General features: G+C 33.5%; 28 protein-coding genes. 7 read left to right on the top strand and 21 right to left on the bottom strand.

Features of this window, described 5'->3' with window-relative positions; translation table 11 throughout:
* Positions 1–7: 7 nt before the first annotated feature.
* From PHQ93_RS07965 to PHQ93_RS07935, 7 genes are all read right to left on the bottom strand, one after another.
* Positions 8–208, bottom strand: coding sequence for a hypothetical protein (locus tag PHQ93_RS07965; RefSeq protein WP_299942916.1), 201 nt, complete (start codon positions 206–208; stop codon positions 8–10).
* Positions 205–480 carry a helix-turn-helix transcriptional regulator gene (locus tag PHQ93_RS07960; protein ID WP_299942914.1) on the bottom strand — a complete coding sequence of 92 codons (276 nt, stop codon included), beginning with the start codon at positions 478–480 and terminating at the stop codon, positions 205–207. Before PHQ93_RS07960 ends, PHQ93_RS07965 begins: the two co-directional genes overlap by 4 nt.
* A 593-nt stretch (positions 481–1,073) precedes the next feature.
* On the bottom strand, positions 1,074–1,448 hold the full coding sequence (locus PHQ93_RS07955; RefSeq protein ID WP_299942912.1) for a hypothetical protein: 375 nt from the start codon (positions 1,446–1,448) through the stop codon (positions 1,074–1,076).
* Positions 1,449–1,880: an ImmA/IrrE family metallo-endopeptidase gene (locus tag PHQ93_RS07950; RefSeq protein ID WP_299942910.1), complete on the bottom strand. Its 432-nt coding sequence runs from the start codon at positions 1,878–1,880 to the stop codon at positions 1,449–1,451.
* Positions 1,881–2,345: 465 nt separating this feature from the next.
* Positions 2,346–3,080 carry an endonuclease gene (locus tag PHQ93_RS07945; protein WP_299942908.1) on the bottom strand — a complete coding sequence of 245 codons (735 nt, stop codon included), beginning with the start codon at positions 3,078–3,080 and terminating at the stop codon, positions 2,346–2,348.
* Between the two features lie 95 nt (positions 3,081–3,175).
* A complete protein-coding gene (locus tag PHQ93_RS07940) occupies positions 3,176–3,487 on the bottom strand; it encodes a hypothetical protein (RefSeq protein WP_299942906.1) in 312 nt (103 codons plus the stop codon).
* 120 nt (positions 3,488–3,607) lie between these two features.
* The gene (locus PHQ93_RS07935) at positions 3,608–3,781 is read right to left on the bottom strand and encodes a hypothetical protein (protein ID WP_299942904.1); all 174 of its coding nucleotides are present in this window, start codon (positions 3,779–3,781) and stop codon (positions 3,608–3,610) included.
* A 168-nt stretch (positions 3,782–3,949) separates the two neighbouring features.
* Between PHQ93_RS07935 and PHQ93_RS07930 the strand changes: the two genes are divergently transcribed.
* The 3 genes from PHQ93_RS07930 to PHQ93_RS07920 are packed head-to-tail and all read left to right on the top strand — an operon-like array spanning position 3,950 to position 5,610.
* A complete protein-coding gene (locus PHQ93_RS07930; RefSeq protein WP_299942902.1) occupies positions 3,950–4,705 on the top strand; it encodes a DNA/RNA non-specific endonuclease in 756 nt (251 codons plus the stop codon).
* Between the two features lie 4 nt (positions 4,706–4,709).
* Positions 4,710–4,982 carry a hypothetical protein gene (locus tag PHQ93_RS07925; RefSeq protein WP_299942900.1) on the top strand — a complete coding sequence of 91 codons (273 nt, stop codon included), beginning with the start codon at positions 4,710–4,712 and terminating at the stop codon, positions 4,980–4,982.
* A gap of 16 nt (positions 4,983–4,998) precedes the next feature.
* Positions 4,999–5,610, top strand: a complete 612-nt coding sequence (locus PHQ93_RS07920; protein WP_299942898.1) for a hypothetical protein — start codon at positions 4,999–5,001, stop codon at positions 5,608–5,610.
* 398 nt (positions 5,611–6,008) lie between these two features.
* Here the strand turns inward: PHQ93_RS07920 and PHQ93_RS07915 are convergent, their stop codons facing one another.
* The 11 genes from PHQ93_RS07915 to glmM form a co-directional block, all read right to left on the bottom strand.
* The gene (locus tag PHQ93_RS07915) at positions 6,009–9,140 is read right to left on the bottom strand and encodes a metallophosphoesterase (RefSeq protein WP_299942896.1); all 3,132 of its coding nucleotides are present in this window, start codon (positions 9,138–9,140) and stop codon (positions 6,009–6,011) included.
* A 165-nt stretch (positions 9,141–9,305) separates the two neighbouring features.
* Positions 9,306–9,650, bottom strand: a complete 345-nt coding sequence (locus PHQ93_RS07910) for a hypothetical protein (RefSeq protein WP_299942894.1) — start codon at positions 9,648–9,650, stop codon at positions 9,306–9,308.
* Positions 9,651–9,654: 4 nt separating this feature from the next.
* Positions 9,655–9,873: a DUF2188 domain-containing protein gene (locus tag PHQ93_RS07905; RefSeq protein ID WP_299942892.1), complete on the bottom strand. Its 219-nt coding sequence runs from the start codon at positions 9,871–9,873 to the stop codon at positions 9,655–9,657.
* A gap of 247 nt (positions 9,874–10,120) precedes the next feature.
* Complete coding sequence (locus tag PHQ93_RS07900; protein ID WP_299942890.1) at positions 10,121–11,920, bottom strand: hypothetical protein; 1,800 nt, start codon at positions 11,918–11,920, stop codon at positions 10,121–10,123.
* A 356-nt stretch (positions 11,921–12,276) separates the two neighbouring features.
* On the bottom strand, positions 12,277–13,422 hold the full coding sequence (locus tag PHQ93_RS07895) for an ATP-binding protein (RefSeq protein WP_299942888.1): 1,146 nt from the start codon (positions 13,420–13,422) through the stop codon (positions 12,277–12,279).
* Between the two features lie 110 nt (positions 13,423–13,532).
* The gene (gene def / locus PHQ93_RS07890) at positions 13,533–14,060 is read right to left on the bottom strand and encodes a peptide deformylase (protein WP_299942886.1); all 528 of its coding nucleotides are present in this window, start codon (positions 14,058–14,060) and stop codon (positions 13,533–13,535) included.
* A 20-nt stretch (positions 14,061–14,080) separates the two neighbouring features.
* Entirely contained in the window at positions 14,081–15,130 is a 1,050-nt protein-coding gene (locus tag PHQ93_RS07885) for a GGDEF domain-containing protein (protein ID WP_299942884.1), read from the bottom strand.
* A gap of 18 nt (positions 15,131–15,148) precedes the next feature.
* The gene (gene clpP / locus PHQ93_RS07880) at positions 15,149–15,739 is read right to left on the bottom strand and encodes an ATP-dependent Clp endopeptidase proteolytic subunit ClpP (RefSeq protein ID WP_299942882.1); all 591 of its coding nucleotides are present in this window, start codon (positions 15,737–15,739) and stop codon (positions 15,149–15,151) included.
* A gap of 4 nt (positions 15,740–15,743) precedes the next feature.
* Positions 15,744–17,045: a trigger factor gene (gene tig, locus PHQ93_RS07875; RefSeq protein WP_299942880.1), complete on the bottom strand. Its 1,302-nt coding sequence runs from the start codon at positions 17,043–17,045 to the stop codon at positions 15,744–15,746.
* 263 nt (positions 17,046–17,308) lie between these two features.
* Complete coding sequence (gene lspA / locus PHQ93_RS07870; RefSeq protein ID WP_299942877.1) at positions 17,309–17,764, bottom strand: signal peptidase II; 456 nt, start codon at positions 17,762–17,764, stop codon at positions 17,309–17,311.
* Positions 17,757–19,097 (bottom strand): phosphoglucosamine mutase, encoded by a 1,341-nt coding sequence (glmM, locus tag PHQ93_RS07865; RefSeq protein ID WP_299942875.1) that lies wholly within the window; start codon positions 19,095–19,097, stop codon positions 17,757–17,759. Before glmM ends, lspA begins: the two co-directional genes overlap by 8 nt.
* A 143-nt stretch (positions 19,098–19,240) precedes the next feature.
* Between glmM and rpsT the strand changes: the two genes are divergently transcribed.
* Together rpsT and prfA are read left to right on the top strand one after the other, a co-directional pair.
* Complete coding sequence (gene rpsT / locus PHQ93_RS07860) at positions 19,241–19,501, top strand: 30S ribosomal protein S20 (protein WP_299915192.1); 261 nt, start codon at positions 19,241–19,243, stop codon at positions 19,499–19,501.
* Between the two features lie 12 nt (positions 19,502–19,513).
* Complete coding sequence (gene prfA / locus PHQ93_RS07855) at positions 19,514–20,581, top strand: peptide chain release factor 1 (RefSeq protein WP_299942873.1); 1,068 nt, start codon at positions 19,514–19,516, stop codon at positions 20,579–20,581.
* 79 nt (positions 20,582–20,660) lie between these two features.
* Here the strand turns inward: prfA and dapF are convergent, their stop codons facing one another.
* The 3 genes from dapF to PHQ93_RS07840 are packed head-to-tail and all read right to left on the bottom strand — an operon-like array spanning position 20,661 to position 22,557.
* On the bottom strand, positions 20,661–21,413 hold the full coding sequence (gene dapF / locus PHQ93_RS07850) for a diaminopimelate epimerase (protein ID WP_299942871.1): 753 nt from the start codon (positions 21,411–21,413) through the stop codon (positions 20,661–20,663).
* The gene (coaE, locus tag PHQ93_RS07845) at positions 21,410–22,012 is read right to left on the bottom strand and encodes a dephospho-CoA kinase (RefSeq protein ID WP_299942869.1); all 603 of its coding nucleotides are present in this window, start codon (positions 22,010–22,012) and stop codon (positions 21,410–21,412) included. Before coaE ends, dapF begins: the two co-directional genes overlap by 4 nt.
* Entirely contained in the window at positions 22,012–22,557 is a 546-nt protein-coding gene (locus PHQ93_RS07840) for a spermidine synthase (RefSeq protein ID WP_299942867.1), read from the bottom strand. Before PHQ93_RS07840 ends, coaE begins: the two co-directional genes overlap by 1 nt.
* A gap of 143 nt (positions 22,558–22,700) precedes the next feature.
* Between PHQ93_RS07840 and PHQ93_RS07835 the strand changes: the two genes are divergently transcribed.
* Together PHQ93_RS07835 and purM are read left to right on the top strand one after the other, a co-directional pair.
* Positions 22,701–22,883, top strand: a complete 183-nt coding sequence (locus PHQ93_RS07835) for a DUF2892 domain-containing protein (RefSeq protein WP_299915197.1) — start codon at positions 22,701–22,703, stop codon at positions 22,881–22,883.
* Between the two features lie 49 nt (positions 22,884–22,932).
* On the top strand, positions 22,933–23,928 hold the full coding sequence (gene purM / locus PHQ93_RS07830) for a phosphoribosylformylglycinamidine cyclo-ligase (protein WP_299942865.1): 996 nt from the start codon (positions 22,933–22,935) through the stop codon (positions 23,926–23,928).
* Positions 23,929–24,170 lie beyond the last annotated feature (242 nt).

The raw sequence follows: 24,170 nt of genomic DNA, 5'->3' as shown, positions 1-24,170 counted from the left end.
TTTGTTATTATTTATCCCTTGGATTATACATGGTTATTATGATCGAATTTAAATGTGAGGAATTTATTGTCAGCAATGACATAAAATCAAGAATACGTTGATAATAGATAGCCTCATTAATACCTATACCTTTTAACACATCAGCATACACCAAAGAGAAATCACTTGTTTTATTTTTATCTTTTTTCATATCTGGTATTTTACTCATTCTGCATCCTTTATATTAGCAGTTTTCTTTTCACACCCAGAATTTTCTTTCCATTGCTTGACTGTTCTTAAGAGATCATCATCTGTTAACATAGATAATAAACACATAATATTGTTTACGGCTTTGGGTTGTAATTTACCAGTTAAATACTTATCATATGTGCTTTTTGAACAATGTAGTCTGTTTGCCATTTCTTTAGAAGAAATATTCTTCCTTCTTTCTTTTGTAGCGATATTGTTCTGAACCGATATAAATAATTCTGGCAAATCCACTTATCCCACCTGTAAATAAACTATCTTTATTGTACCATAAAAATAATAATTTTATATATTTAAATACTTAATAATATTATTTTAGCATTTTATATAGATATTAAAATAACTTATTATTAGATAAAAGAATAAATTATTAGTATTATAATACTACTTATATTGCAATATTTTATATGAAAAATGACAAAAAGCTTAAAAATATTGCATTTTGTCATATTGTTCAGGAATAAGGATTTCTCTTAAATGAATTCTTTTTCTGAGGTAAATTGTATTTTATTTATCTACTTTGATTTGTCATGAATTTGTGTTGGCATTGATAGCTCCCGCAGATAGACTACAAACTTCATCATATAAGTTGATAAGATGTTCAATTGTTAGGTCAAGGATAGATTCATACATAAATGAATTTAGATGAATATTTGAGCTAACCGTAATACTGATTTTTTCCAGTGTACGTAGAGAAGGTGATGCTGATGCTAACGATGAATATTCTTCAATAAGGTTACCAAATTGGTTCATTGAACTACACCAATAGTTTGGCTCACTTTTTAGTGTGCGTAGCTCATTGGAGAGCATTTTCAATTTATATGTAGCTATTGTTTTTTTGCTACATAATCTTTTATTATTTGGAGTAGTTCTTTAAAAAAGTTAAAACCAACAGATGGTGCTGTCTTTTCTTCACTTGGAGTATTTTTAGCATATAAAAATCTTACAAGCGCTAATGTTATAACTGTTGGAACCATAAGAGAAGTAACAACAATTACAGTGGCTCCAGTATTTGGGTTATTTGCTATAGTTGATAGCATAAAAGTATATGCTATACCAAACATAACCACTATCATTATCTTTATTAATTTAAAAAACTCTGTTTTAAAACTTCTTAATTGCTCCTCATCTTTAAGCTTAGAGTTATCTAGCTGTGCCTCGTAAGCATTAAGAGGTTTGTCTATTTCAATGTCGCCATTCATTTAGATAATGCCTAAGTTTTTTAATCTATAATGCATAGCACCTGTCGAAACATCTAAGATACTTGCCAACTCTTCAATAGTACTAATGCCCACATCCTCTATAAGATGTTTTACTGTTTCCTGTGGCATTAGAATTTGAGCTGCTATTTGATTAGCTTCAACTTCTTGAATATCATAATTATCTATCGTAAAGTTTTTAGATTGATCTCTAAACATTTTAGTTGAACCATTAAGGTGTCCAGCAATAAAATGACCTAGTTCATGAGCAATAGTGAATCTTTGTCTATTTGGATGAGAGTTAGTATTATACATGAGTACAATTTTAGTATCTTTCTTTTCAATACTTCCATCTACATCAATAAAAGGAGTCCCTACAACTTCAATGTCATAACTCTGCGCAAGTGCGACGGGATCAACTCTATACATATCCATAACAAGACTCCTTCTAAAATTTTTGTGGAATTTTACCATATTTTTTTAATTAACATTAGCAATTTATATACCTATTGTATCATATAAATGATATTCATTGGTTATTATATATATTAATTAAATATTTTTATCTTATTATGTATAGAAATTTATACACTAAAGTGTGTTATCCTTGAAAAAACCGTCGTCCTTCGTCCTAATAATGCTCTAATCAAAAATCTCATAACCCACACCCTCCTATATAAATAGCAGCATGAGAATAGTTTCCATTTGTATTAGTTTTTATTTTTTTACTTATATACTTTGTTCTACTGCTGAATAACAATACATCACCAATTTCTAAAATATCAATATTTTTAATTCTATTAAGACTATCGTTCATTATGTCAAGCAAGCATTAGGTAAGAGACCCTTTCTATAGTAACTGTATTAGTCAATAAATAATAATCACAGATAATGGTCTTATTAAAAAATTTTTACTATAAACTCATTTAAATTTCCTTGCTTCTTAGCAATCCTGTGATTACGTTCTTTTTCCCACTCTGAAGGTGGATGCTGCCTATCCCAAACTTCGAACTTTTTAAGCTCCTGTGTCGAGAGCTTCATACCGTATTGCTTATTGAAATAAAGATAGGTTCTTGCAATCACTCCACGAAGCTCTTCTCTCACTTTTGCTCTGTCAGCTTTAAAATCAACTTCAAACTTACACTCGCCATATTGTCCCTGCTTTGGCAATTCAAAATCAAACCTAAAATTGCTTCTATCTGCGTTTAATTCTCCAATAGCAGGTTGAAGATTGTGCATATCGGCTTGCATGATACGAAACTCTTTGCTTACCTTTTCGCAACATTTACGCCCTTTGAATTCTTTACCTTTTGAATCAACACACTCAGATGCACCATCTCTCCAACAACTAAACTGACGACCGAAATTTTCAGCCGGGATGACATGCTCCCACTCTATACGTCTTGCACGTTCGTTCTTCTTCCCTTTTTTTGTATATTCGTTACGGGGAACATAACCACATGAATCTCTGTCAATCATGTTGTCTTTATTGGTATAGTTATATTTGCAGCCGCAATAAAAGGTAACTTGATGATCTCGATGAATTTTGCGGAGTTCTTTTTTAGAGTTAGAAAATGACTCGTTTTGTGCAAATAGAGATAAAACTAAAAATAGTAGTATAAAAATAGCTCTCATGATACTCATCCTTTAACCAAAGCGCCAGCAAGTAAGTCAAGCATGCTTCGAGAACCAATAAAAAACATAACTTCTGAAAAATCTATTTGCATACATTACCCTTTTTTCTTCGTCAAGTACATTATGATGCCAGACACCATAAATATTATACCAACGATAGTTGGCAAATAAGCTCCCACATAACTAACCGTTGCCAACGTGAGAATTAGTAAAAATAATGTCAATACAAAAACCAATTTTGCAGTTTGATTGATTTTCCTTAGACTTCCAAAAGCAAAAAGTGCTAAAAAAGCCAGCAGTGGTAGTAGATAGTAAGTATAGTAGACACTTACATACTCTCCAGAAAATAAAATAGCTAAATAAATGAATAGCGTTACAAAAAATGCTATTTGAAACTTTAATCTCATGCTTGACCCTCTGTTAGACATCAGTATTATAGCTTATCTCAAAATTAATTTATAAATAATTTAGATACAATAAAACACAAAATTCATTATTAAAGGGTTTTTATGAAGTTATTTTTGTTATTAGCAAGCATCTATTTGATACTGTGAGCAACAACCTCTTTGTTGAATTTCTTCAAATTTAATGTCTTTACAGATTTTTTCTTTTTCTACTACATTTACCTGCGAAGAAAGTTTTGATGTATCATTTGCCTGTAAGATTAGTATTGTAAAAAAAATAGAGAGTAAAATTTTCATAAGTCACCTCTTATTGAGTTTTAAAAATAGTATCATAAAAAAAGGATTTAAAAGCTGAATGCAACAAAGCAATGTTTTAATTAGTTTGATTTTAATAAGCCATACAGAACAAACTCTATTAAATCAAAAAAATGCAATAATTCCACAATAAATTTAAAAGGCAAAACAATGCTAAAACAACTACTAAGCACATCACTACTTACTATTTCACTATATGCCGCACAAACTTCTTGCTCTACTCACTATTTTGACGGAACAGCACCGGATATAGTCAATGAAAAACTTTCTAAAAAAACACAAGAAGTTTGCTACGAGGGTTTCGGTATTATTCATTCCGGCATAACCAAATCTGCCCTATATTCAGCAGAGCATCTAACAAGAGAAAAAATAGCCGTAAAGATTTCAAGAAAAGACGAGTTCCATCCGGAGAGCAAACTTCCTGCAAACGAGAGAGCAGAACTAAGCGATTATGCTCGTTCAGGATACGATAGAGGTCATTTAGCTCCATCTGCCGATATGGGAAGCGTTAATGCTCAAGCAGAATCATTTTCTTTGGCAAACATGATTCCTCAAGACGGTACTTCCAATAGAGGAATATGGTCTGCCATTGAGGGAGCTACAAGACATTTGGCAAATAAAGAGGGCGGCGTATTTGTAATAACAGGAGCTTTATATCAAGGCGGCAATTTAAAAGCTATAGGCAGAAACAATGTATTGGTTCCTACTCAAGTATATAAAGCAGTCTTTAGCCCAAAACAGCAAAAAGGAGCGGTGTATATTGTAAACAATATGCCCGAAGATAGTTATAAGATAATATCTATTGCAGAGCTTGAAAAGATAAGCGGCATAAATTACTTTCCAAAATTAATTCAAACACAAAAAGAAAAAATGCTAGAACTTCCGACTCCAAAGAAGAGAGGATAAATAGATGTCAAATGATATAAAAGATATTGAAACGATTGACACTTTTGAAAATGAATCAGAGGTTGTAATAATCGAGGATTTAACATTTGAAAACAGAACTGACAGAGTATCTATCTCCGGTGGAATTGATATAACAAGAGACAAAATAGGACTAGAAAAAATCTGTGCTATAAAACGGCAGATTGACGCAATAGCCAAAAAGCTTGAGAACGAAAAAGAGCTGCCTGATGAGATAGAAGTGTTAACAGCTAAAATTGTTCGGAATCCGTTTGAGTAAGATTTAAGCATAAAACATGAAAAAAGAAATGTATATTATTACAAAAAACGAATATGATGGTGAAAAAAGGGTTATTGGCTACTTTAAACGTATAAATAATGATCTTTATTATGATGTTGGCTCATTAAATGGAAGTCATAATTCATATCATCGAGATGGTTCAGAGTGGAGAACTAGTTATGATGGAAAAAAAAGAAAAATTATAGAAAGTGTGCCTCTATCTGATTTTAAAGGTTTTCATCCATTAGGAATAGTTATGTTTACAAAAGAGTTGATTCCTTTGTTTCCTAAAGCAAAGCAAAAACATATAAATAAAGCTCTACTAGAGATAGATATTGATAGATTTCCAAGCAATACCTTCAATCTAGTTATTGAAATTATTGAGCCTTTTAAAAATTTAGTTATAAACGAAGACACGCAATATCCTTCTGATGCTATAGTTTCTATAAGGAAAGAAATGGACCCATGGGTAATTTTTACTATATTAGGGCATGATAACAATCTCTTAATAACACCTAGCAGCGGTGGGTTTACTCTTAATCATTTTAATAAACGATATACGGCTAATGCTAAAGATAAACAATATAATTATGAAGCTATAAATAAAGAGTTGTATGAAACCTCTTAATGTTTACAAATGAACATAATAAGTTTACACATATGGCAACTACCTAAAAATTTATATTTATCACTACAGGACTACTGAATTTCATACAATGAATTCTAGTTTTTTAACTTTGTACATAATACTTTGAGAAAATACAATTAACTTTGACTTTTGACATCAGCAAATAATATTGTTATTTTTGGACCTATTTTATGCAATCCCCGCATACCTCTCTCCCAAACTCAGCATATTGACTTTTGTTTTGCTGAGCATGTACCATCATTATTTGGTGTTGCTTCAAAAAAATGATATTCACCTGTCCGTAGATGCTCTTTTAGTGTATATACTATTTTTGCCATCATTTATCCTTATTCTTGTTTATATTGGGTTTACGCCTTAATTCATTAAAGCAGATAAAACTATAATTTTATCTGCTTTGAAAGTTGCTTTTTGGCGTCATTGGCATCAATTTCCAATTTAGTACATAAAGAAGTCTTTCTAGATATTGATGTCTCAAACATATAAAGATGCTCAAGTGCCAAGTTTCTAAGGGTAGAATTTGGCAATACATTCTTTTGTATTTTTAATTCTTTAAAAAGTCCTATTATCTCTTGCTCATTCAGCCCACCTTGAAAATCAAGGTCTATAGCTATTTTTAAAATATGGTAAGCAATATTGTCTTTATTGTTAGCATGCATCCTCTTATAAAGATGATTAAGATCTTGTGTTCCAACAGATTTAGAAATTTTCTTAACAATGCTCAATGCAATAGATGAAGCTAGTCCAAAAATAATACCTTGGACAGATTCATCTATTTTATCCGCTGTTACCTTATTTTTTTTGACAATAATTTGTCGAATATGTTCTACAAGTTGTTCATGTTCTTCTTCAAAAAGACTAATAAAAGTTTTTAAACTTCTCAGACCTAATGAGTATACTGATTGAACTAACTGAGCTTTAGGCTCACCATCTAAAGTACCGGAATAACTTTTAGTAATCTCACCTAAAATTTCAATTATTTTAAAAGCGAGGTTTATTTTTTTATAAAAATCGAGTTGTTTTATTTCCTCATTGTAATCTGCTTCATCTCTATCATCATAATAGATATGCTTTTCAATATTGCTACTAACTTCATCTTCTTCTACTTCTCTACTTCTTGATTCGTCTACACTTCGATTCTCCAAGCGCAAAGAACTATCTACATCTTTTTTAACACAAGAATTTATTTTCTGTAGCTCATCTTTAGAAAAGCTAAATTCTTCAATTTCTGAAAATAGTTTATTTGCCTCATCTTGGATCATATTAATAATATCTGTCTTTGGTGTAAGATGTAAAATAAACATTAATATATTTGAAAACTCAGTTCTATATAAACGTTGAGTCATAGCTTTAATAATATCTGTAATCTCTCCCTTGTCAATATGTTTAGAGAAGTAATGAGCTACAAAAAAATAGTATATATATTTTTGTGAGAATTTATATTTATCATCATGATTAACAAGAAGTGTAGTTTTTATTGCTCTGTCTTTGAGACTGTAATTTGGGAAGAAGTCTTTCTTTCTTTTATAATCTACATCAAATTCTTCCAGTTCTGATAATGTAAACTCATGCTGCCTGTCTATAAACATTTGGAAAGCAAGTTCTGAACAATAAGTATAGACAGTATTAATATCTTTTTGTTCAATATTTTTTAGCCCGTCTGTACTTTTTATACTTTGAAGAATTAAAAAGTCATAATAGTGTCCAAGGGCACTCTTATCAAGTGAAGTATTTTGAATTTCCATTGCTTGAAGTAATGTAATTAAATAAAGAGGATATGCCTTTACAATATTAAAGCCTACTGTCTTTGATATATGTTTACGTACACTTCTAACTCTGTTTGATAACTCCATTTTTTCAATGTCATATTCTCTACCAAGTCCTATCCATTTTTTTATAAGCTTATCTCTTAATTTATGGCCAAACTCTAAAATTTCAAAATGGTTAAACTCACTTAAGGTTTTTGACAATTCAGTTTCACTAGTTGCCTCCATTTGCAATGAATCATTTGCTGTTATAATTATATTTTGATACTTCATCTTTAAAAGGGTGTTAATAATCAAACTTTTATATTCATTATTTCCACTGCATCTATGAAAATCTTCGACAACTAATAAAACTTTAGAGCGATCTAATTTATCAAACTCTGAAAACACTTTATCATTGGTTATATATTGTCTTTTAAAAGACTGTCGAATTATTTTTTCAATTGTTTTGATATTAATATTGCTTTTAAATTCCCTGCTACATATTATAATGGTTACAATCTCTTTATCTTTTATTAGATTGTCTTGAAAAACATGTGAGAGTGTAGTTTTTCCTGAGTTGTCCTCTCCATATACAATATTATGACCTATTGTATCTTTGCTTACAATATCCTTCGAAGATATTTCCAAAAACTGTTTTCTCGTCAAATCGCCAGCAATGTTTAATCTTTTGACATTAGGATATACAAATAAATCATACAACTGTACATTATCTTTTTCTGGATGATTTATCTTTATTTGTAGTCTTGAAATCTTCTCTTTTTGTTCAGTTTTTAATTCAAATATCTTTTTTTGTCCATCAATATTTGTAGAAATATCCTTTTCAACATGATGCTTATAATCATCATTTTCCCATTTATAAGAGTTAAGTAAAATAGGTTCATTATTACTTGTATCATATTCGATAAGGTTAAAACTACTCTCAAGTTCGTTGTGGCTATCTTGTATAGTTCCTGCTTCAATATAAATTATATTTGATGAGTTTAATATATCTTCAGTAGTGTTTGCACTCACAGTGTGCTCATGTCCTGTAAAAACAATGTCGTTATTGTTTTTAACGAACTCTTTAAACACTCTGATATTTTGATGTTGCATCCAATGAAAAGGATGGTGAAACATTGCTATTTTTAAATTAGCCTCACATCTTTCAATTTTAACTTTACCTATTAAATTAAGAGGGTATATCATTTCTGATTGCTTTTCATTTTTTGAAGACATCCATGCAGTGTTAAAAGCATTAAATGAAATTTTGAAACCATCTATTTCATATTCATATTTTGTAAATAAATTATTTGATAAATCCTGATTGATATATTGATACGAATCAAACTTTTTAATAAATTCAAAATAGTTGTTCTGAACAAAAGTTATCTGCTCAGCTACAGATTGTTTTACATCATCCTGTTTGCTCAATACCGAAGAACGAAGAATCTCCCTTACTTCCTCTTGATTTAAATCTGAAAAATCACAGTCGTGATTTCCTGGGCTAAATATAAACTCTATTTTTAGCCTATTATTAACATTATTCAGCTTTTCTTTTATGTCTTGTAGATAATTATATACCAGATCAAACTCCTCCTCTTTTCCAGAGTAAGCCATATCTCCCGTAACTACAATAAAAACATGTGCTATACTGAATGTTTTATTCTTTATTGCATCGACTAAATTTTTACTTTTTGAGATAGCGCTGTTATCTGCATTATCTTTAAAGTGTAAATCACTTATATGTAGTATCAAGAGTTTCAAATAATGTCCTTTTTCTAAAGTAGCAAGCGCTACAGAATATCTAAAAATATTTTTTATTTATTATGTTTTTTCTATAAAAGCTTAAATAAAAAAAACCTTTAACGATGGCAGACCTAAAAATATTCTGAAGTTTTAACCAGCAGAAACTGGCTAAAACTTATTTAACTATTCTCTTTTTTCATGCCACTTAATAAGCTCTTGAAGCTTTTTAAGTGTGTTTGGTGTTTCATTTGTGACTTTTGATAGCATACATTTGTAAAAATCTGCCCAAAGCACTTTTTCTTTACCAGTTGGCTTCATTTTTTTACAACATTCACACATTAATTTTGCCACATATGACTCTTGAGTAACACCATTAAAATATTTGATAAACTTATCTTTTAACTCATTATAACCACCATCTTGTCCACAACTAACCAATTTGGAATCACCACGCCCACCACTATTAGTATCATCATAGCCAACCTGATCTGTCACATCTGTAATTTTCTGAATATTAGAACAATCCATACACTTACCCTTTTATACTTTTAGGGTCATTACCATAAGAATTCTTCTCACGAATACGACCATTTTCACCATGGAGTGTAAATTCAGCACCTAATTTTTTTGCCAAACCTATACCAAACTCTCTACACTCAGCTTGTGTAGTACATACCTTGCTTGCTCGCTCATTGCCAGCAATTTTTGCTTTCCATCCATCTGGATGTTTTGAAACAGACACTCTGCTCATTTTAAACCTTTGTATGCTTGGTTTAAATTTTGATATCAGCATTCTATAATGGCGAAGAAGCGAATCCTTATTTTTAAAGATTTTTATTTAAACTTTATTTACATTTAATTTAAACTCCGATACAATGCCACAACTTGAAATAAAATATCATTACCAAGCATAATAATATTCTGCTTTACTTAGCCATCACACAAAAATAAAGCATTGCACCATTATATCTTTTTGTCCATATAAATAACATTATTTTTCAACTAAATAAACCATTTTTTATAGCTTTTTTCAGTGCACTTTGAATATTATCATTCAGGTTCTCTTCTTTATTAGTTTGATGCCTAAATGTTATTGTTTTTAATCCAGATAATTTTACTTTTTTAACAACACCTTGCTCTTCCATGATCTTATATAATAAGTCCACAAGTACTCCATTATGAATTTCACCACCAACGTTAAATATCATTCCAAGAAAACTCTCGTTTTCATCTTTTCTATCAATCTCAAACAAGTATGCATATTTTCCATTACTCAATACAACCTTTATGAGCATGTAATTTCTAAAGCCTAAAAAAATAGTTTTATGATTTTGAATTTTTCTCTTTTTTACCCATAAATTAGTTTCTTTTTTTGCCTTTTTCAAAACTCTTGAAAATTGTGTTGCTGTCTGCGTCGCACTTAATCCGCACTCTTCATCTACAAACAATATATCTAGAATATCAAGATTGCTTTCATCACTAGAAATATCAATTGCATTATCTCTAATATACTCAAGTGCATCTATAACCATTCCTAGAACTTCTGATTGCTTTAGATGAGACTTATCCTGCTCATCAATTATAATGCCTGCCGTATTTTTGGAATCAGTTGCCTGATCTGATTGGGCGGAAGATATCTGATTGATATCCTCGGTATTTTCTATATCAATATCAATATTAATGTTATTATTAATGGGTATGTTTAGCACATCTCTTCGGTGTTTTATGGAACCATTATTTGGGTTTAAAACTGAAACTTCAGATATTATGTGCTGCGCTGCATTCCTGCCGTGTGGGTTGTGTTCATTTGTTACTGGTATTTCATTGTCATCTAAATTTTGAGGCACTCTGACATAACTTCTATTTTCTTTTTTTGATTCATCTGTTTCGAACTCCAATTCTTGTGTGTAAGATTCTATTTCATTATCTATTGGTAATGAGTATTGGTTTATTCTAAACATAAAAAAAGTTTCTTCATCTAACCAGATGCCATCTCCCTGTAAATATAATTCGGAAGGATGATAAGGCAGAACAACCGGATATCTTTCAGGGTAAGGGCTTCCTGTCTCTATGCTGGCTCTTAATTTTTTAAGTCGTTGCCTAGTCACCAAGTTAAATTTTGCATAGGCTAAAAAAGATATGTTTGATTCATTTTTTCTTTCATATAATTCAACTATATATTTACTTCCATCTGTACTACTGCTTTTTATATATTCATCAAGAACATCATCTAAATCTCTTTGAATAAGCTTATATCTAATTTGTTGCTCCTGTGGTACATATGTTGAAGTTAGCAACTCCATTGATGGAACAATGACAGTTATTCCATTAAAAGCCTCTATTTTCGTAAATGTAGCATTCGCAAAACTATAGTAGTCTTTCGGATTATCAATTTTATCGATTTTATACCTATATGGAGGAAAATAACCATAATCAGTATTTTTTCTTTTCTCTGTAAAGCTTATAGAGGTAGCTGTATTTGCATCAAGAAAAAATAGTTGGTTTTCTACATAATTATTGTCAAACGATTTCCAAAAATCAGTAGTTCTGCGATTTCCTTTCCAAATAGTCATATATCTTACTATATCAAGCTGCGCGACAGAAATTCTTCTAAAGATTTGTGCGCTGCTTATCGCTCCGTTAGAATCTATCTCTTTTAACATCACATAGATTTCAGGCACCCTAGTTGTCCCAGTATTTTTATATACTGCACCATAAGCCCACACAACTCTGAGCTTATCATCTTTTGGAAAATTATCGACTGTAGGTATATTGGTATTTATAAAAACATTTTTCATTTATTTTGTAGCACCTTTTATTGGAAGTCATAATCTTACAAGATATACTCTATTGTGAATATTAAGAGTTGTTGCGCACGGAAGAAATTGATTTTAAACAATACATAAAATAATTTGGTTCTTATGTCTCAGTAGAATTTTTTAGCTTGAACTTCTTTCAATAATTTAATCAATTCCCCTGCTTTGGTGAGATTAATTAAATCGTTTGAATCTTCAATTTTTTCAGAAACTTTAGAAAATGCTTTGTCCGTAGGGGTTGAAAAAATATCTTTTATAGATGAAATTATAAATTTAGAGTATTCGTCATTCTTGTCACTTTCTTTTATTGCCCTGAAAATATAGACTTGTAGCGATATTTATTGGAATATAGCATTGTTTGTTGGAAGTGACAATCTGCACTCTTTTTGTGCATTTAAAAGATTACCGCACGGACATGGATTCATAGCACCTACAAAGAGAAAATCACTCGGATATTCAACCTTTGCATTAACTCTCGATATTCGTATCTTATTGTCTTGCAGAGGTTCTCTAAGAGCTTCTAAAATAGTTTTTGAAAAATGAGGCAGTTCGTCAAAAAACAAAATCCCCCTATGCGCCAAACCCACTTCTCCTATTTTTGCCTTATGACTTCCTCCCCCAAACACGCTCGCCGTCGTAGACGAGTGATGAGGAGCTCGGTAGCTTCTAAGCGGTTTAAACTCAGGTTCTATCGCTTCAAGAGCGTCAAGCTTTGCAATCTCTAAAATCTCATCACTGCTAAGCGGCGGCAAAATATACCTAAGCCTCTGTGCAATCATACTTTTTCCGCATCCGGGGCTTCCCTCTAAAAGTATGTTGTGAAACCCTGCGGCACTGATGAGCGCCGCTCTTTTAGCGACTTCTTGACCTTTTACATCTAAAAAATCTTCAATGTATTTATCATCAAAATAGTACTCTTCACCGGCGATATCATATGTAGGATACTCAATTTTTTTGTTAGTAACATTCGGCATGGCATCGGCAGAATTTTTAAGCAGCTCTATTGCTTCATTTAGTGTCTTAACCCCGTAAAACTCAATGTTTGATATATTTGATAATTTCTCTAAACTCTCATACGGAACTACTGTTTTTTTAATGATTTTTTGATTTGCAAGCGAGAGCAGAAGCGGATAGAGCTGAATATTCTCCTTTACCGCTCCGTCTAGTCCAAGTTCTCCAAATACAAACCACTCGCTTAAATCATCTTGTATATAATCAAGCGCGATTAAGAGTGCGATACTCAAATCAAACTGGCTTCCCTCTTTTTTTACATCACTCGGAGCAAGATTGATTGTTATGCGTTTTGGCGGAAATGAAAATTCATTGCTTAAAAGTGCAGACTTAACTCTCTCTTTCGCTTCATTTATGGAGGCGCTTGCCATACCTACTACGCTAAATGAGGGTAATCCTTTTGTTAAAGTCGACTCTACATGTACAACTTTTGCTTCTATACCTTCATATGTAGCACAAGAAACCCTTTTCATAATACATACCAACCTTTAATAAATTAGCACTATTTTACTATTTAAATTTTCAGGTGTGCAAAAATATGACAAAATGTCATATAAAAGATTAGGGTTATTAGAGGTGATTGCTAGGCTTTAGAGAGTTTTTTCTCTTTTTGTACTCTTTTATACTCTTTTTCAAATTTTTTTCTGCGAGAGTATGAGAGTTTATCTATAAATAAAATTCCGTTTAAATGATCTATTTCATGCTGAATAGCGATACTTAGCAGACCATCAGCCGACAGGGTTTGAGCACTTCCTTCTCTATCATGATAATGAACAATTATCTTCTCATGTCTATCTATATCTTCATAAAAACTAGGCACGCTTAAACATCCCTCTTGATAAACCGTTTCTCCGCTTCTTTGAACAATAGTCGGATTAATCATCTCAATCAAATTATCTAAGGGCTGAGTATCATTTTCATCGGGAATATTTAGAATTAGAACTTGCTTAGCATGCCCAACCTGTATTGCCGCAAGACCTATACCGTTTGATTTTATCATCACTTCGTACATTGCATCCAACAATTTATGCAACTCTTTGTCAAACTTCTCAATAGCTTTAGACTTTTCTTTTAATTTTTTATCCGGATACTCTACTATAGTTAACTTCATCTCTTTTTATATTTCTGCTTTTAAATATTTCTTAATAAAACTGCAAAGTCTAAATTAGGGTTTTCATAAGCCTTTTCGATTCCATTCATAGAACTCACAATAATCTCTTCTACCGAATGATTTTCAGTGATATCGGTAATTCCGATAGATATTTTAAGTTGAATTTCACGATCTGCCAGAAAAAAGTTGCTATTTGAAACTAAATCGCAAAGTCTTTCACTTGCTCTTTTTGCATTTTCTATATCCGTATGCTTAAGAAGCATTGCAAAGACGCCATTTCCGTAATGAGCGACTATATCGCTTCTTCTGGAAGTTTTAAGCAGAAGCCGCGCAATCGTTCTTGTCATCAACATAACGGCTTTTTCATTGTTTACATTTTTTCTAAGTTCACGTGATAGCTCAATCATGATAAGAGAGCTTTTATGCTTAAATTTACTTATAAGCTCTATCTCTTGTTCAATCTTAGCCATTAAGTAGCGTTTGTTATAAACCCCGTATTGATTATCAAATATAGTCTCATTTTCAACATTTTTTATAATCTTTGCAGTGTCATCATACATGGTTTTCATGCTGCTACTCTGCTTTTTTAATATAGCGCCTAATTTTAAAATATCAGACTCTAAAGATGCTGCTACGTCTCTCGTTTTATGACTATCCGAACTCTCTTCAAGCTCTTGTTTTCTCTTCTCAAGTATTTTTGTCATAAGAGACATATTTTTATATATATTTGCGGTAACTCCGAGAATGTTTTTTATCGATGAAAAACCCTGCTTAAGACTCTGCTCAAGTATAATGCTGTTTTCATCTTCATTATTGTCTTCAAGTTCAAGTATAGAGACAATATGATTGCGGGTGTTTTGACTTTTATCTTCTAAAAGTCTGTCAAAATAGAGAGAGAAATTATTGGGGGTCGGCGGCAAGCTATCTTTCATTAACGCACTTAAAACTTCTTTTGAATAAGCATCCAACTCGCTCTCCGGTTCCTCTTCTACCACTTTATCTCTTACTACACTGGTGGGTGCCGCATCCGTTACGCTATGACGCATTTTATTTTTCAAAGACCCCGACATGTCAACCCCCTATCCCGTCTATTCTTTGCTTTTTTTCAATAACACTTCATCAATCATACCATAATCTTTGGACTCTTGCGCGCTCATGAAATTATCTCTATCTGTATCTTTTTCAATTTTTTTTACATTTTGACCCGTGTTTTTTGCCAAAATATGATTTAACTCCTCTTTCATACGGAGAATCTCTTTGGCTTGAATAGCGATATCCGTCGCTTGTCCTCTTGCACCGCCCAAAGGCTGATGAATCATAATCCTAGCATGCGGAAGAGCGTATCTTTTACCCTTTGCTCCGCTAGAGAGCAAAAATGCCCCCATCGATGCGGCTTGACCTATACATATAGTAGCTACGTCCGGACGAATATAATTCATAGTATCAAATATCGCCATGCCCGCAGTAACAACGCCGCCTGGAGAATTTATGTAGAAATAGATATCCTTTTCCGGATCTTCTGCTTCTAAAAAAAGCATCTGCGCCACTATAGAAGAGGCGACAGAGTCGTTAACCTCTCCGCTTAGCATAATGATTCTATCTTTTAAAAGACGAGAATAGATATCGTAAGAACGCTCACCGCGCGCTGTTTTTTCAACTACATAAGGAATATAACTCATTTAATTAAGCTTCTTTCATCTTTGAGTTAAGAATTTGCGTAAGCACTCTATCCTCAATCATTGACATTTGAATAGCAGGCAGATAACCTGCATTTTTATACTTATCGTAAGCTAATCTTGGGTCTTGACCCATTTGCATTGCTTCATAATAGATAGTTTGCATAACTTCATTTTCATCAACTTTGATATTCTCCGCAGTAGCAAGTGCATCTATGATAAAAGTTGCTTTTACGCTTCTTGACGCATCTTCTCGGAAAGTTTCGCGAAGTGCTTTTAGTTTATCTGCATCTTCTCTAAGCTCTTGTATCTCATCTTCACTCATAGTACTAGCTTTTTTATTTAATGAAACATCAATCTCTTGGTCTACTACAAACTCAGGTAAGTCAAAATCCATCTTAGCTACAAAAGTCTCTAAAAGCGCCGGTTTTAACTCTTCATTGTAAAGTTTTGAAAGAGCTTCAAACTCTAGTTGAGATTTTACTTGAGATTTTAAGTTTTCTAAACTTTTATCATCTTGTCCCGCAAGCAGTTTTGCTGCAAGTGCTTCATCTACTTCCGCTTTTATTTTTGCTTGAATATTATGAAGAGTTACTTTAAACTCGGCATCTTTGCCTGCTAATTTGTCAGAGCCGTAGTTATCTGGAAATTTAACTTTTACAACTTTTTCTTCGCCGATATTCATACCGACTACTTGATCTTCAAATCCTGGGATAAATTGACCTGAACCAAGAACCAAAGCAAACTCTTTAGCAGCTCCGCCATCAAAAAGTACTCCGTCAATCGAACCTTCAAAGTCGATAATCACGCTGTCGCCATTTTGTGCAGCTCTTTTTTCTTTAAGATCTACAAATTTTCCTTGAGAATCGGCAATTTTTTCAAGTCTTGCATTTACATCTTCATCGCTTATTAGAGGCTTTTTAAAGCTCTCTACCATTTCAAGATAACCGTCAAGATTTATATCCGGTCTCATTGCAACTTTAACGGTTACATCAATGCTATCTGCATTTTTAACAAAATTAGAGATATTCGGCTCACCGATTAATGAATTCATTGCAACTTTTAACTCATCAAGACCTCTGTTTAAAACTTCACGCAATGCTTCTGCTTCTGCATCTTGAACTAAACGATCTCCAAACTGTTTTTTAACTACGGCTACAGGAACTTTACCTTTACGAAACCCTTGAACCGAAGCAGTCTTAGTCAACTTTTTAGCTAGTTTTTCTATATTAGCTTCCACTACTTTTTTTGGGATTTGAGCTTCTATCTCAGCATTTGCACTATTAATCTTATTTGTTTTGATTTTCATCAATTTCCTTTTTTATTTAATTTAAAACGCCAAAGAAAGTAATTCCTTTGGCTACGCTAGCCGCTATGGCACTAAAGCTTGACACTTCCGTGTCAGAATAAAAAGCTAAAGAAAAGTAATTCCTTTGGCTACGCTAGCCGCTATGGCACTAAAGCTTGACACTTCCGTGTCAGAATAAAAAGCCGCTACGGCACTAAAGCTTGATTTATTATTTTATATTTTTGGCAATATTACCTTAAATCTGCTTTTATCTATCTTTAGAGTTAATTTTTACAAAGTTTTGGCTTAAAATTAAGCAGTAAAATCCAAGCAACCGCGACATCTATCATCACATCCGCAAAGTTAAATACCGCAAAATTAAATCCGCAATGCCAGTAAACCATATCTACAACACCGCCGTGAACAAACCTGTCGTATATATTTGAAAATGCCCCGCCCAACATCAAACCTGCAGGAAAAGCGTAACAAACTTCCCTAAGATAAATAATGTAGAGTAAAATACCGAAAATGAGTACGGATTGAATATATTTTAGCGACTCGTCTAAGAATGCAAACATTGAAAATGCCACGCCTTTGTTATAAACTAAAATCAAATCTATACAATCGGTATAATACCTCCAACCGTCGACAAATAGCGACTTGATATATTGATCTATTATAAAAATAACTGCTATCGTAAAAAAAAGTATTGTCAAAAGACGAAAAATTTTATTATGCATTTAAAGCTTTTTGAAAAAATTCTACCATATCATCCATCTGCAAGTTCATTTTTTTAGCATCCTTGCACTCTAGCAAAATTCTAAGTTTATTCTCTGTTCCTGAGTAACGAATGAGATGACGAATCCCTTTTTCATCCAACGCTTTTAGTTTTGCGTCAAGTCCGTCTATCATATCAAGCGGTTTTTTTACTTTTACATTTATATTTACCAGTTTTTGCGGATAGAGCGCAAACGGACGCAGCGCAATTGATGCTTTTTGATTTGTTCTGATTAAGAGTGCCAATATTTGAAGAGCGCAAACCAAACCGTCTCCGGTCTTTGCGTAATCACTTACGATTACATGTCCGCTCTGCTCTCCTCCAAAATTAATACCCTCTTTTTTCATAATTTCTAAAACATTTTTATCTCCGACATCAGAGCGAAAGAGTTTTAGTCCGTGAAATTTCATAAATTCGTCTAAACCTTGATTGCTCATTACGGTTGAAACTATACCTTTGCCTTTTAATACACCGGTTTCATGCATATAAGCGCCAAGAGCACCTAAGAGCTGATCTCCGTCAACCACGGTTCCGTTTTCATCAACGACAACGACTCTATCTGCATCACCGTCAAGTGCAATGCCCAAATCTGCTCTATATTTAATAACATTTTCACATAAATCTTTTACATGCAAAGCACCGCAATTATCATTTATGTTAAACCCGTCAGGTTTATTATGCAGAACTATAACTTCAGCACCAAGCTCCTCTAAAACAGTCGGACCTACTATATATCCTGCTCCGTTTGCGGTATCAAGAACAATTCTCATATTTTTTAAAGAGAGATCTCTGGGAAATGAGTTTTTTAACTGAACTATGTAACGACCTATTACATCGTCGATTCTTTTTGCTTTTCCTATCTCTTTACCTTTAACTTGAGCCTCTAAAAGCATATCTTCGTTAAAGTATATCTTCTCAATCTCCTCTTCGACACTTTGTGGAAGTTTATCCCCGTAGCTGTCAAAAAATTTAATCCCGTTATCTTCATAAGAGTTGTGTGAAGCACTTATCATAATTCCGGCATCACAGCGCATATTTTCCGTTATATAAGCAATCGCGGGAGTAGGCATAGGACCTATTTGGATAACATCGTAACCGATGGCGGTAAGTCCGCTCACTATTGCATTTTCTATCATATAACCGCTTCGGCGCGTATCTTTTCCGATTAGAATTTTATTGGTTTTAGAGTGCGCTTTAAAATATATTCCGGCAGCCATCGCTATTTTCATAGCAAGCTGTGCAGTTAAAAATGTACCGGCTTCACCTCTTACACCGTCTGTTCCAAATAATTTCATGATATTTTCCAAAATTTAATGTGCTGTATTTTAACATAATTAGTCAATATTATTGAAATTATTATGATTCACCTTGGCTTTAACTTAATTTTAATTATATTTAAGCTAATATTCTGCACTAAATTTTTATGAGAAGGACTCATATGGCAAATCACAAGTCATCGGTTAAGAGAATTCGCCAAACTATCGTTCGTGCAGAACGAAATCGTTTTTACAGAACTCGTCTTAAAAACATTGTAAAAGATGTTCGTTCTGCAGTGGATGCAGGAAATAAAGAAGAAGCTACAACAGCTATGGGCGTAGCAAACAAACAAATTCAAAAATTTGTAAGCAAAGGTATCTTGAAAAAAGAGACTGCTGCAAGAAAAATCAGTCGTCTTCACAGAGCTGTAAACGCTATATAAGGTTAACTATTAATGTTAGCCGATAAACTTACCCCGTTTATCAATCGTTATAATGAACTTGGCGAAATGCTGAGTTCACCTGACATAACTTCTGACATCAAAAGAATGACAGCTCTCTCAAAAGAGAGATCCTCCCTCGAAGATATTGTAGAAAAAGCACAAGAGTACAAATCTGTAATTGCTCAAATCAGCGATACAAAAGAGATGCTTTATGACCCAGAAATGGCTGAAATGGCAAAAGAGGAGCTCAAAGAGCTTGAGATGAGAATTCCATTGCTTGAAGATGATATAAAACTTCTACTTCTACCAAGAGATCCAAACGATGATAGAAATATTATCGTTGAGCTTCGTGCGGGAGCCGGTGGAGATGAAGCTGCTATATTTGTTGGAAATCTGTTTGAGGCATACACTCGCTATGCAGATCTTAAAGGGTGGAAAATTGAAATCATGAGCACATCCCCATCAGATGCCGGCGGTTTTAAAGAGGTTATTGCACTTATCAGAGGCGATCAGGTTTATAGCAGGTTGAAGTATGAAGGTGGAATTCACCGTGTTCAGCGAGTTCCGGCAACAGAGTCACAAGGTCGCGTACACACCTCAGCAATCACTGTTGCTGTTATGCCTGAAGTTGATGATGTTGAGATACAAATTAATGAAAATGATCTTAAAGTTGATGTTATGCGTTCAAGCGGTTGTGGTGGGCAAAGTGTAAATACGACGGATTCTGCCGTAAGAATCACTCACTTGCCGACCGGTTTAGTAGTAACAAACCAAGATCAAAAATCTCAACATAAGAATAAAGAAAAAGCTATGAAAGTTCTAAAAGCTAGACTTTATGATCTTGAGATGCAAGAAGCACTTGCTAAAGATAGCGCAAATCGTTCTGCTCAAGTTGGAACGGGCGATAGAAGCGGAAGAATTAGAACATACAACTATCCGCAAAATCGTATAAGTGACCATAGAATCGGCTTAACTCTTTATAGACTAGCCGAGATTATGCAGGGTGGACTTATGGATGAGATTGTAGAGCCGCTTATAGCAGATCACCAAGCTAAAATCGTTGAGGCTGCAGGACTCTAATTTTATCGTTTTACCGCTTCATTATGTTATGTACTATTACAAAAAAGTACATAACATCAATTTATATTACTTAGAACTCTCAATTTCCAAACTCTGTCACAAAAACCTTTTTAACTTCACCGCGGAATGTAATAGTTCTCTCATTCATACCCAGATAAAGTGTTTCGCCGCTTGTCGGATAAACTTCTATATCGTTAGCTACTTTTTTCTCCGTATATGCTCTGTAAAAACATGCTGCCATTCCCGTTCCGCAGGCCAGAGTCTCATCTTCAACGCCGCGTTCATAAGTTCTGACTCGTAAGTTTTTATCCTCTACAAAAGCTATATTTACATTGGCATTATATTTATGTCTTAACTCTCTTGCCTCTTTAATGTCAAACTCGTTTATATTATCCGTAAAATGAACTAAATGCGGCACTCCCGTATCAAGAAGCCACCATAGTTTAGAGTTTTCTATAATCTCTTTATTTACTATTTTCGGAGGTGTAAGTTCGCTTGTGACCATACTTCCATCAACATAAGCCCCTATAACACCGGCACCCGTTAAAAATTTCATCTCTTGCGGTGCCAGCTCATTTACAAATGCGTAGTGCGCGCATGCTCTTGAACCGTTCCCGCACATATTGGCAACACTGCCGTCGGAATTGTAAAACTGCCACTCAAAATCATATTCATCTTGCTTTAAAGAGGGAATCAAAACAATAAGCCCGTCGGCTCCAACACCGTTTTGTCTATGACAAACCTTTTTTGCAAGTTCACTTCTCTCTTTTTTTATAAATGTGTGAAAAATTACAAAGTCGTTTCCGTTTGCGCTATATTTTGCCACTCTCATTTTTTCCCCAAATATTTAGTTTTTATCTTCTCGACAAACTCTTCGCACTCTCGTTGCAGATGTTTTAAGTCCTTAGAGTTGTCTATTACCCAAGTAGCTCTTTTTTTCTTCTCTTCTATATCCATCTGAGAAGCTATGCGTCTTAACGACTCCTCTTTAGAGTAGCCGTTTCTTTTCATAAATCTCTCTAATTGAATATCGGCAGGCGTGTAAACTACTACACTCTCTTTTATATCATAAGCACCGTTTTCAAAAAAGAGAGGGATATCAATAAGATATGGAAATTTAAAACCGTCTTGCTTTATGCTTCTTTGTTCTATCTCGGCTCTGATTTTTGGATGTAAAAAATTCTCTAACTTTTTTTTTGCTTCATTGTCGGAAAAGATCAATTGACCAAGCTTAGAACGATCTACTTTTGTACCTTTTATAAACTCATTTCCGAAGTTTTCCCGCACCCATTCAACCGAAGAGTCAAGTATCTCATGAGATATGCTATCGGCATCTATGACTCTCATGCCGTTAAGTGCCAAAAGAGATGCAACGGTACTCTTACCCGTTGCAATTCCTCCGGTTAATGCTATAGCATAAGCAAATGCCATTAGTTTTTAATGATTCCTAAGTACTCTTTGCGGATATAGTTCCCCATTGCAAATGCAGCCGGATGGATATCGCAATTATAATAACTTAATCCGTCAATCATATCGGCTCTTTGAAGATTTATATCGGCAGTCGGATGATACTCTTTTGAACAAAAAAGCGCAGTTTTGCCGTTTCCGATATTATAAGGCATTATTATTTTAAAATAATTTGCCAAAGCGACCATTATATTTTTATTTCTATCTACATCATCCAAAGATGGATGAGTAGTTACAAACTGTCCGTCAACCTTTAAAACACGGTTAATTTGCGAAAAGAGCGCCCCTTCGCTAGGCATTTCAGATATAACCACATCATAACTGCCATCAGCCAAAGAGCTTACTTCATTTAAATTGCAAGGAATCACTTTTAAATTTGACTCAAAATGTCTTGCCGCCTCTGCACTTAACTTATCTGCATTATCGCTTATTATCAAAATATTCTTTGCTTCTTTAGATGTACATATAGGCACATGCACCATCATCTCCGCATATATAAAATCTCTCATTTTTATAATTCCTAACTTCTTTTAGCGCGATTTTATCATATTTGCATTAAAAAGCTTTAAAAAGTTTAAATAGCAGCCGATTTTAAGTCAATTATTTGTTTATATAAATATAATTATAAATTAAAATGATTAAGGACTTAAAAATGAATTATGACAAAATAAGAAAAAATTGCAGAGTTATCAGGATAGTTGTCGGTTTAGCTCTTATCGCAACGGGTGTAATTACGGGTAATGCATGGTTTTATCTGGGAGTAATTCCTTTAATTGCAGGAATAGCAGACTTTTGTCCGCTTTGCATCATCACTAAAAAGTGTTCTATCAAGTAACTTTAACTCTCATTAGGTATAATTTCATACTTTAATATTGGAGCCGATAATGAGCCAAATAAGCTACAAAGATGCAGGCGTCGACATAGATGCCGGCAACAGTTTCGTTGAAAACATCAAGCCGTTAGTTAAATCTACAAATATTCCGGGAGTACTGGGCGGTATAGGCTCTTTTGCCGGAGCGTTTGAGCTGCCAAAAGGCTTTAAAGAGCCTGTAATGCTTGCGGCAACTGACGGTGTCGGAACAAAACTAAAACTGGCTATTGACTCAGGCATACACAACACGGTCGGAATTGACCTTGTCGCTATGTGCGTAAACGACCTTCTTTGCAATTTTGGCACTCCTTCATTCTTTTTAGACTATTACGCTACGGGAAAACTTGATGTTAAGGCTGCAACAAATGTTATTGCCGGCATTGCAGAGGGCTGCAGACAGAGCGAATGCGCATTAATCGGCGGCGAGACTGCCGAGATGCCGGGAATGTACTCACATAACGATTATGACTTAGCAGGCTTTGCCGTAGGCGTAGCAGAAAAATCAGAGATGGATAGAGTTTCAATGGTAAGAGCAGGTCATAAACTAATCGCTCTTCCAAGCTCAGGACTCCACTCAAACGGTTTTTCACTTGCAAGAAAAGTTCTGTTTGAAAAAATGGCTATGAAGTTTGAAGATGATTTTAACGGGAAACCTCTTATAGAGACACTGCTTGAACCGACAAGAATCTATGTTAAAACATTTAAAGAGTTAAAAAATCAAATAATTGCGTTAGCTCATATAACAGGCGGCGGAATTGTAGAAAATCTGCCTCGTGTTCTACCGCAAAACCTAAAAGCAGAAATAAAAAAAGATGCTATAAAAGTTCTACCGATTTTTAAACTAATCTCTGATCATGTAGAAGAAAATGAGATGTACAGAGCTTTTAATATGGGTGTAGGAATGATTTTAGTCGTAAAAGAAGAAGATGTTGAAACAGTTCTTTCAAAAACAGACGGTTACCTAATCGGTGAGATTAAAGAGGGAAAAAGAGAAGCAGTTCTAATATAAATCAAAATTGACATGTAAATAATTACATGTCAAACCTCTCTCAAACTGTATACCCAAATAAATTCCAAACAACCATTACTATAATATTTTTTAAAGTCTTAGAGTAATCGCCATTGCGAGCTTCTTTAGAAGCGCGGCAATCTAAAAACAAAAATATTCAGAGAGTTCAATTTGTAGTTATGATTTTAAAAGTTAATAGTTAGAATTATTTAGATGTTTTAATTTAGCGTTTTATAAAGAAT

The organism is Sulfurimonas sp. (genome assembly GCF_028714975.1).
Lineage (GTDB): Bacteria > Campylobacterota > Campylobacteria > Campylobacterales > Sulfurimonadaceae > Sulfurimonas.
This window is presented reverse-complemented; position numbering and strand designations above follow the sequence as displayed.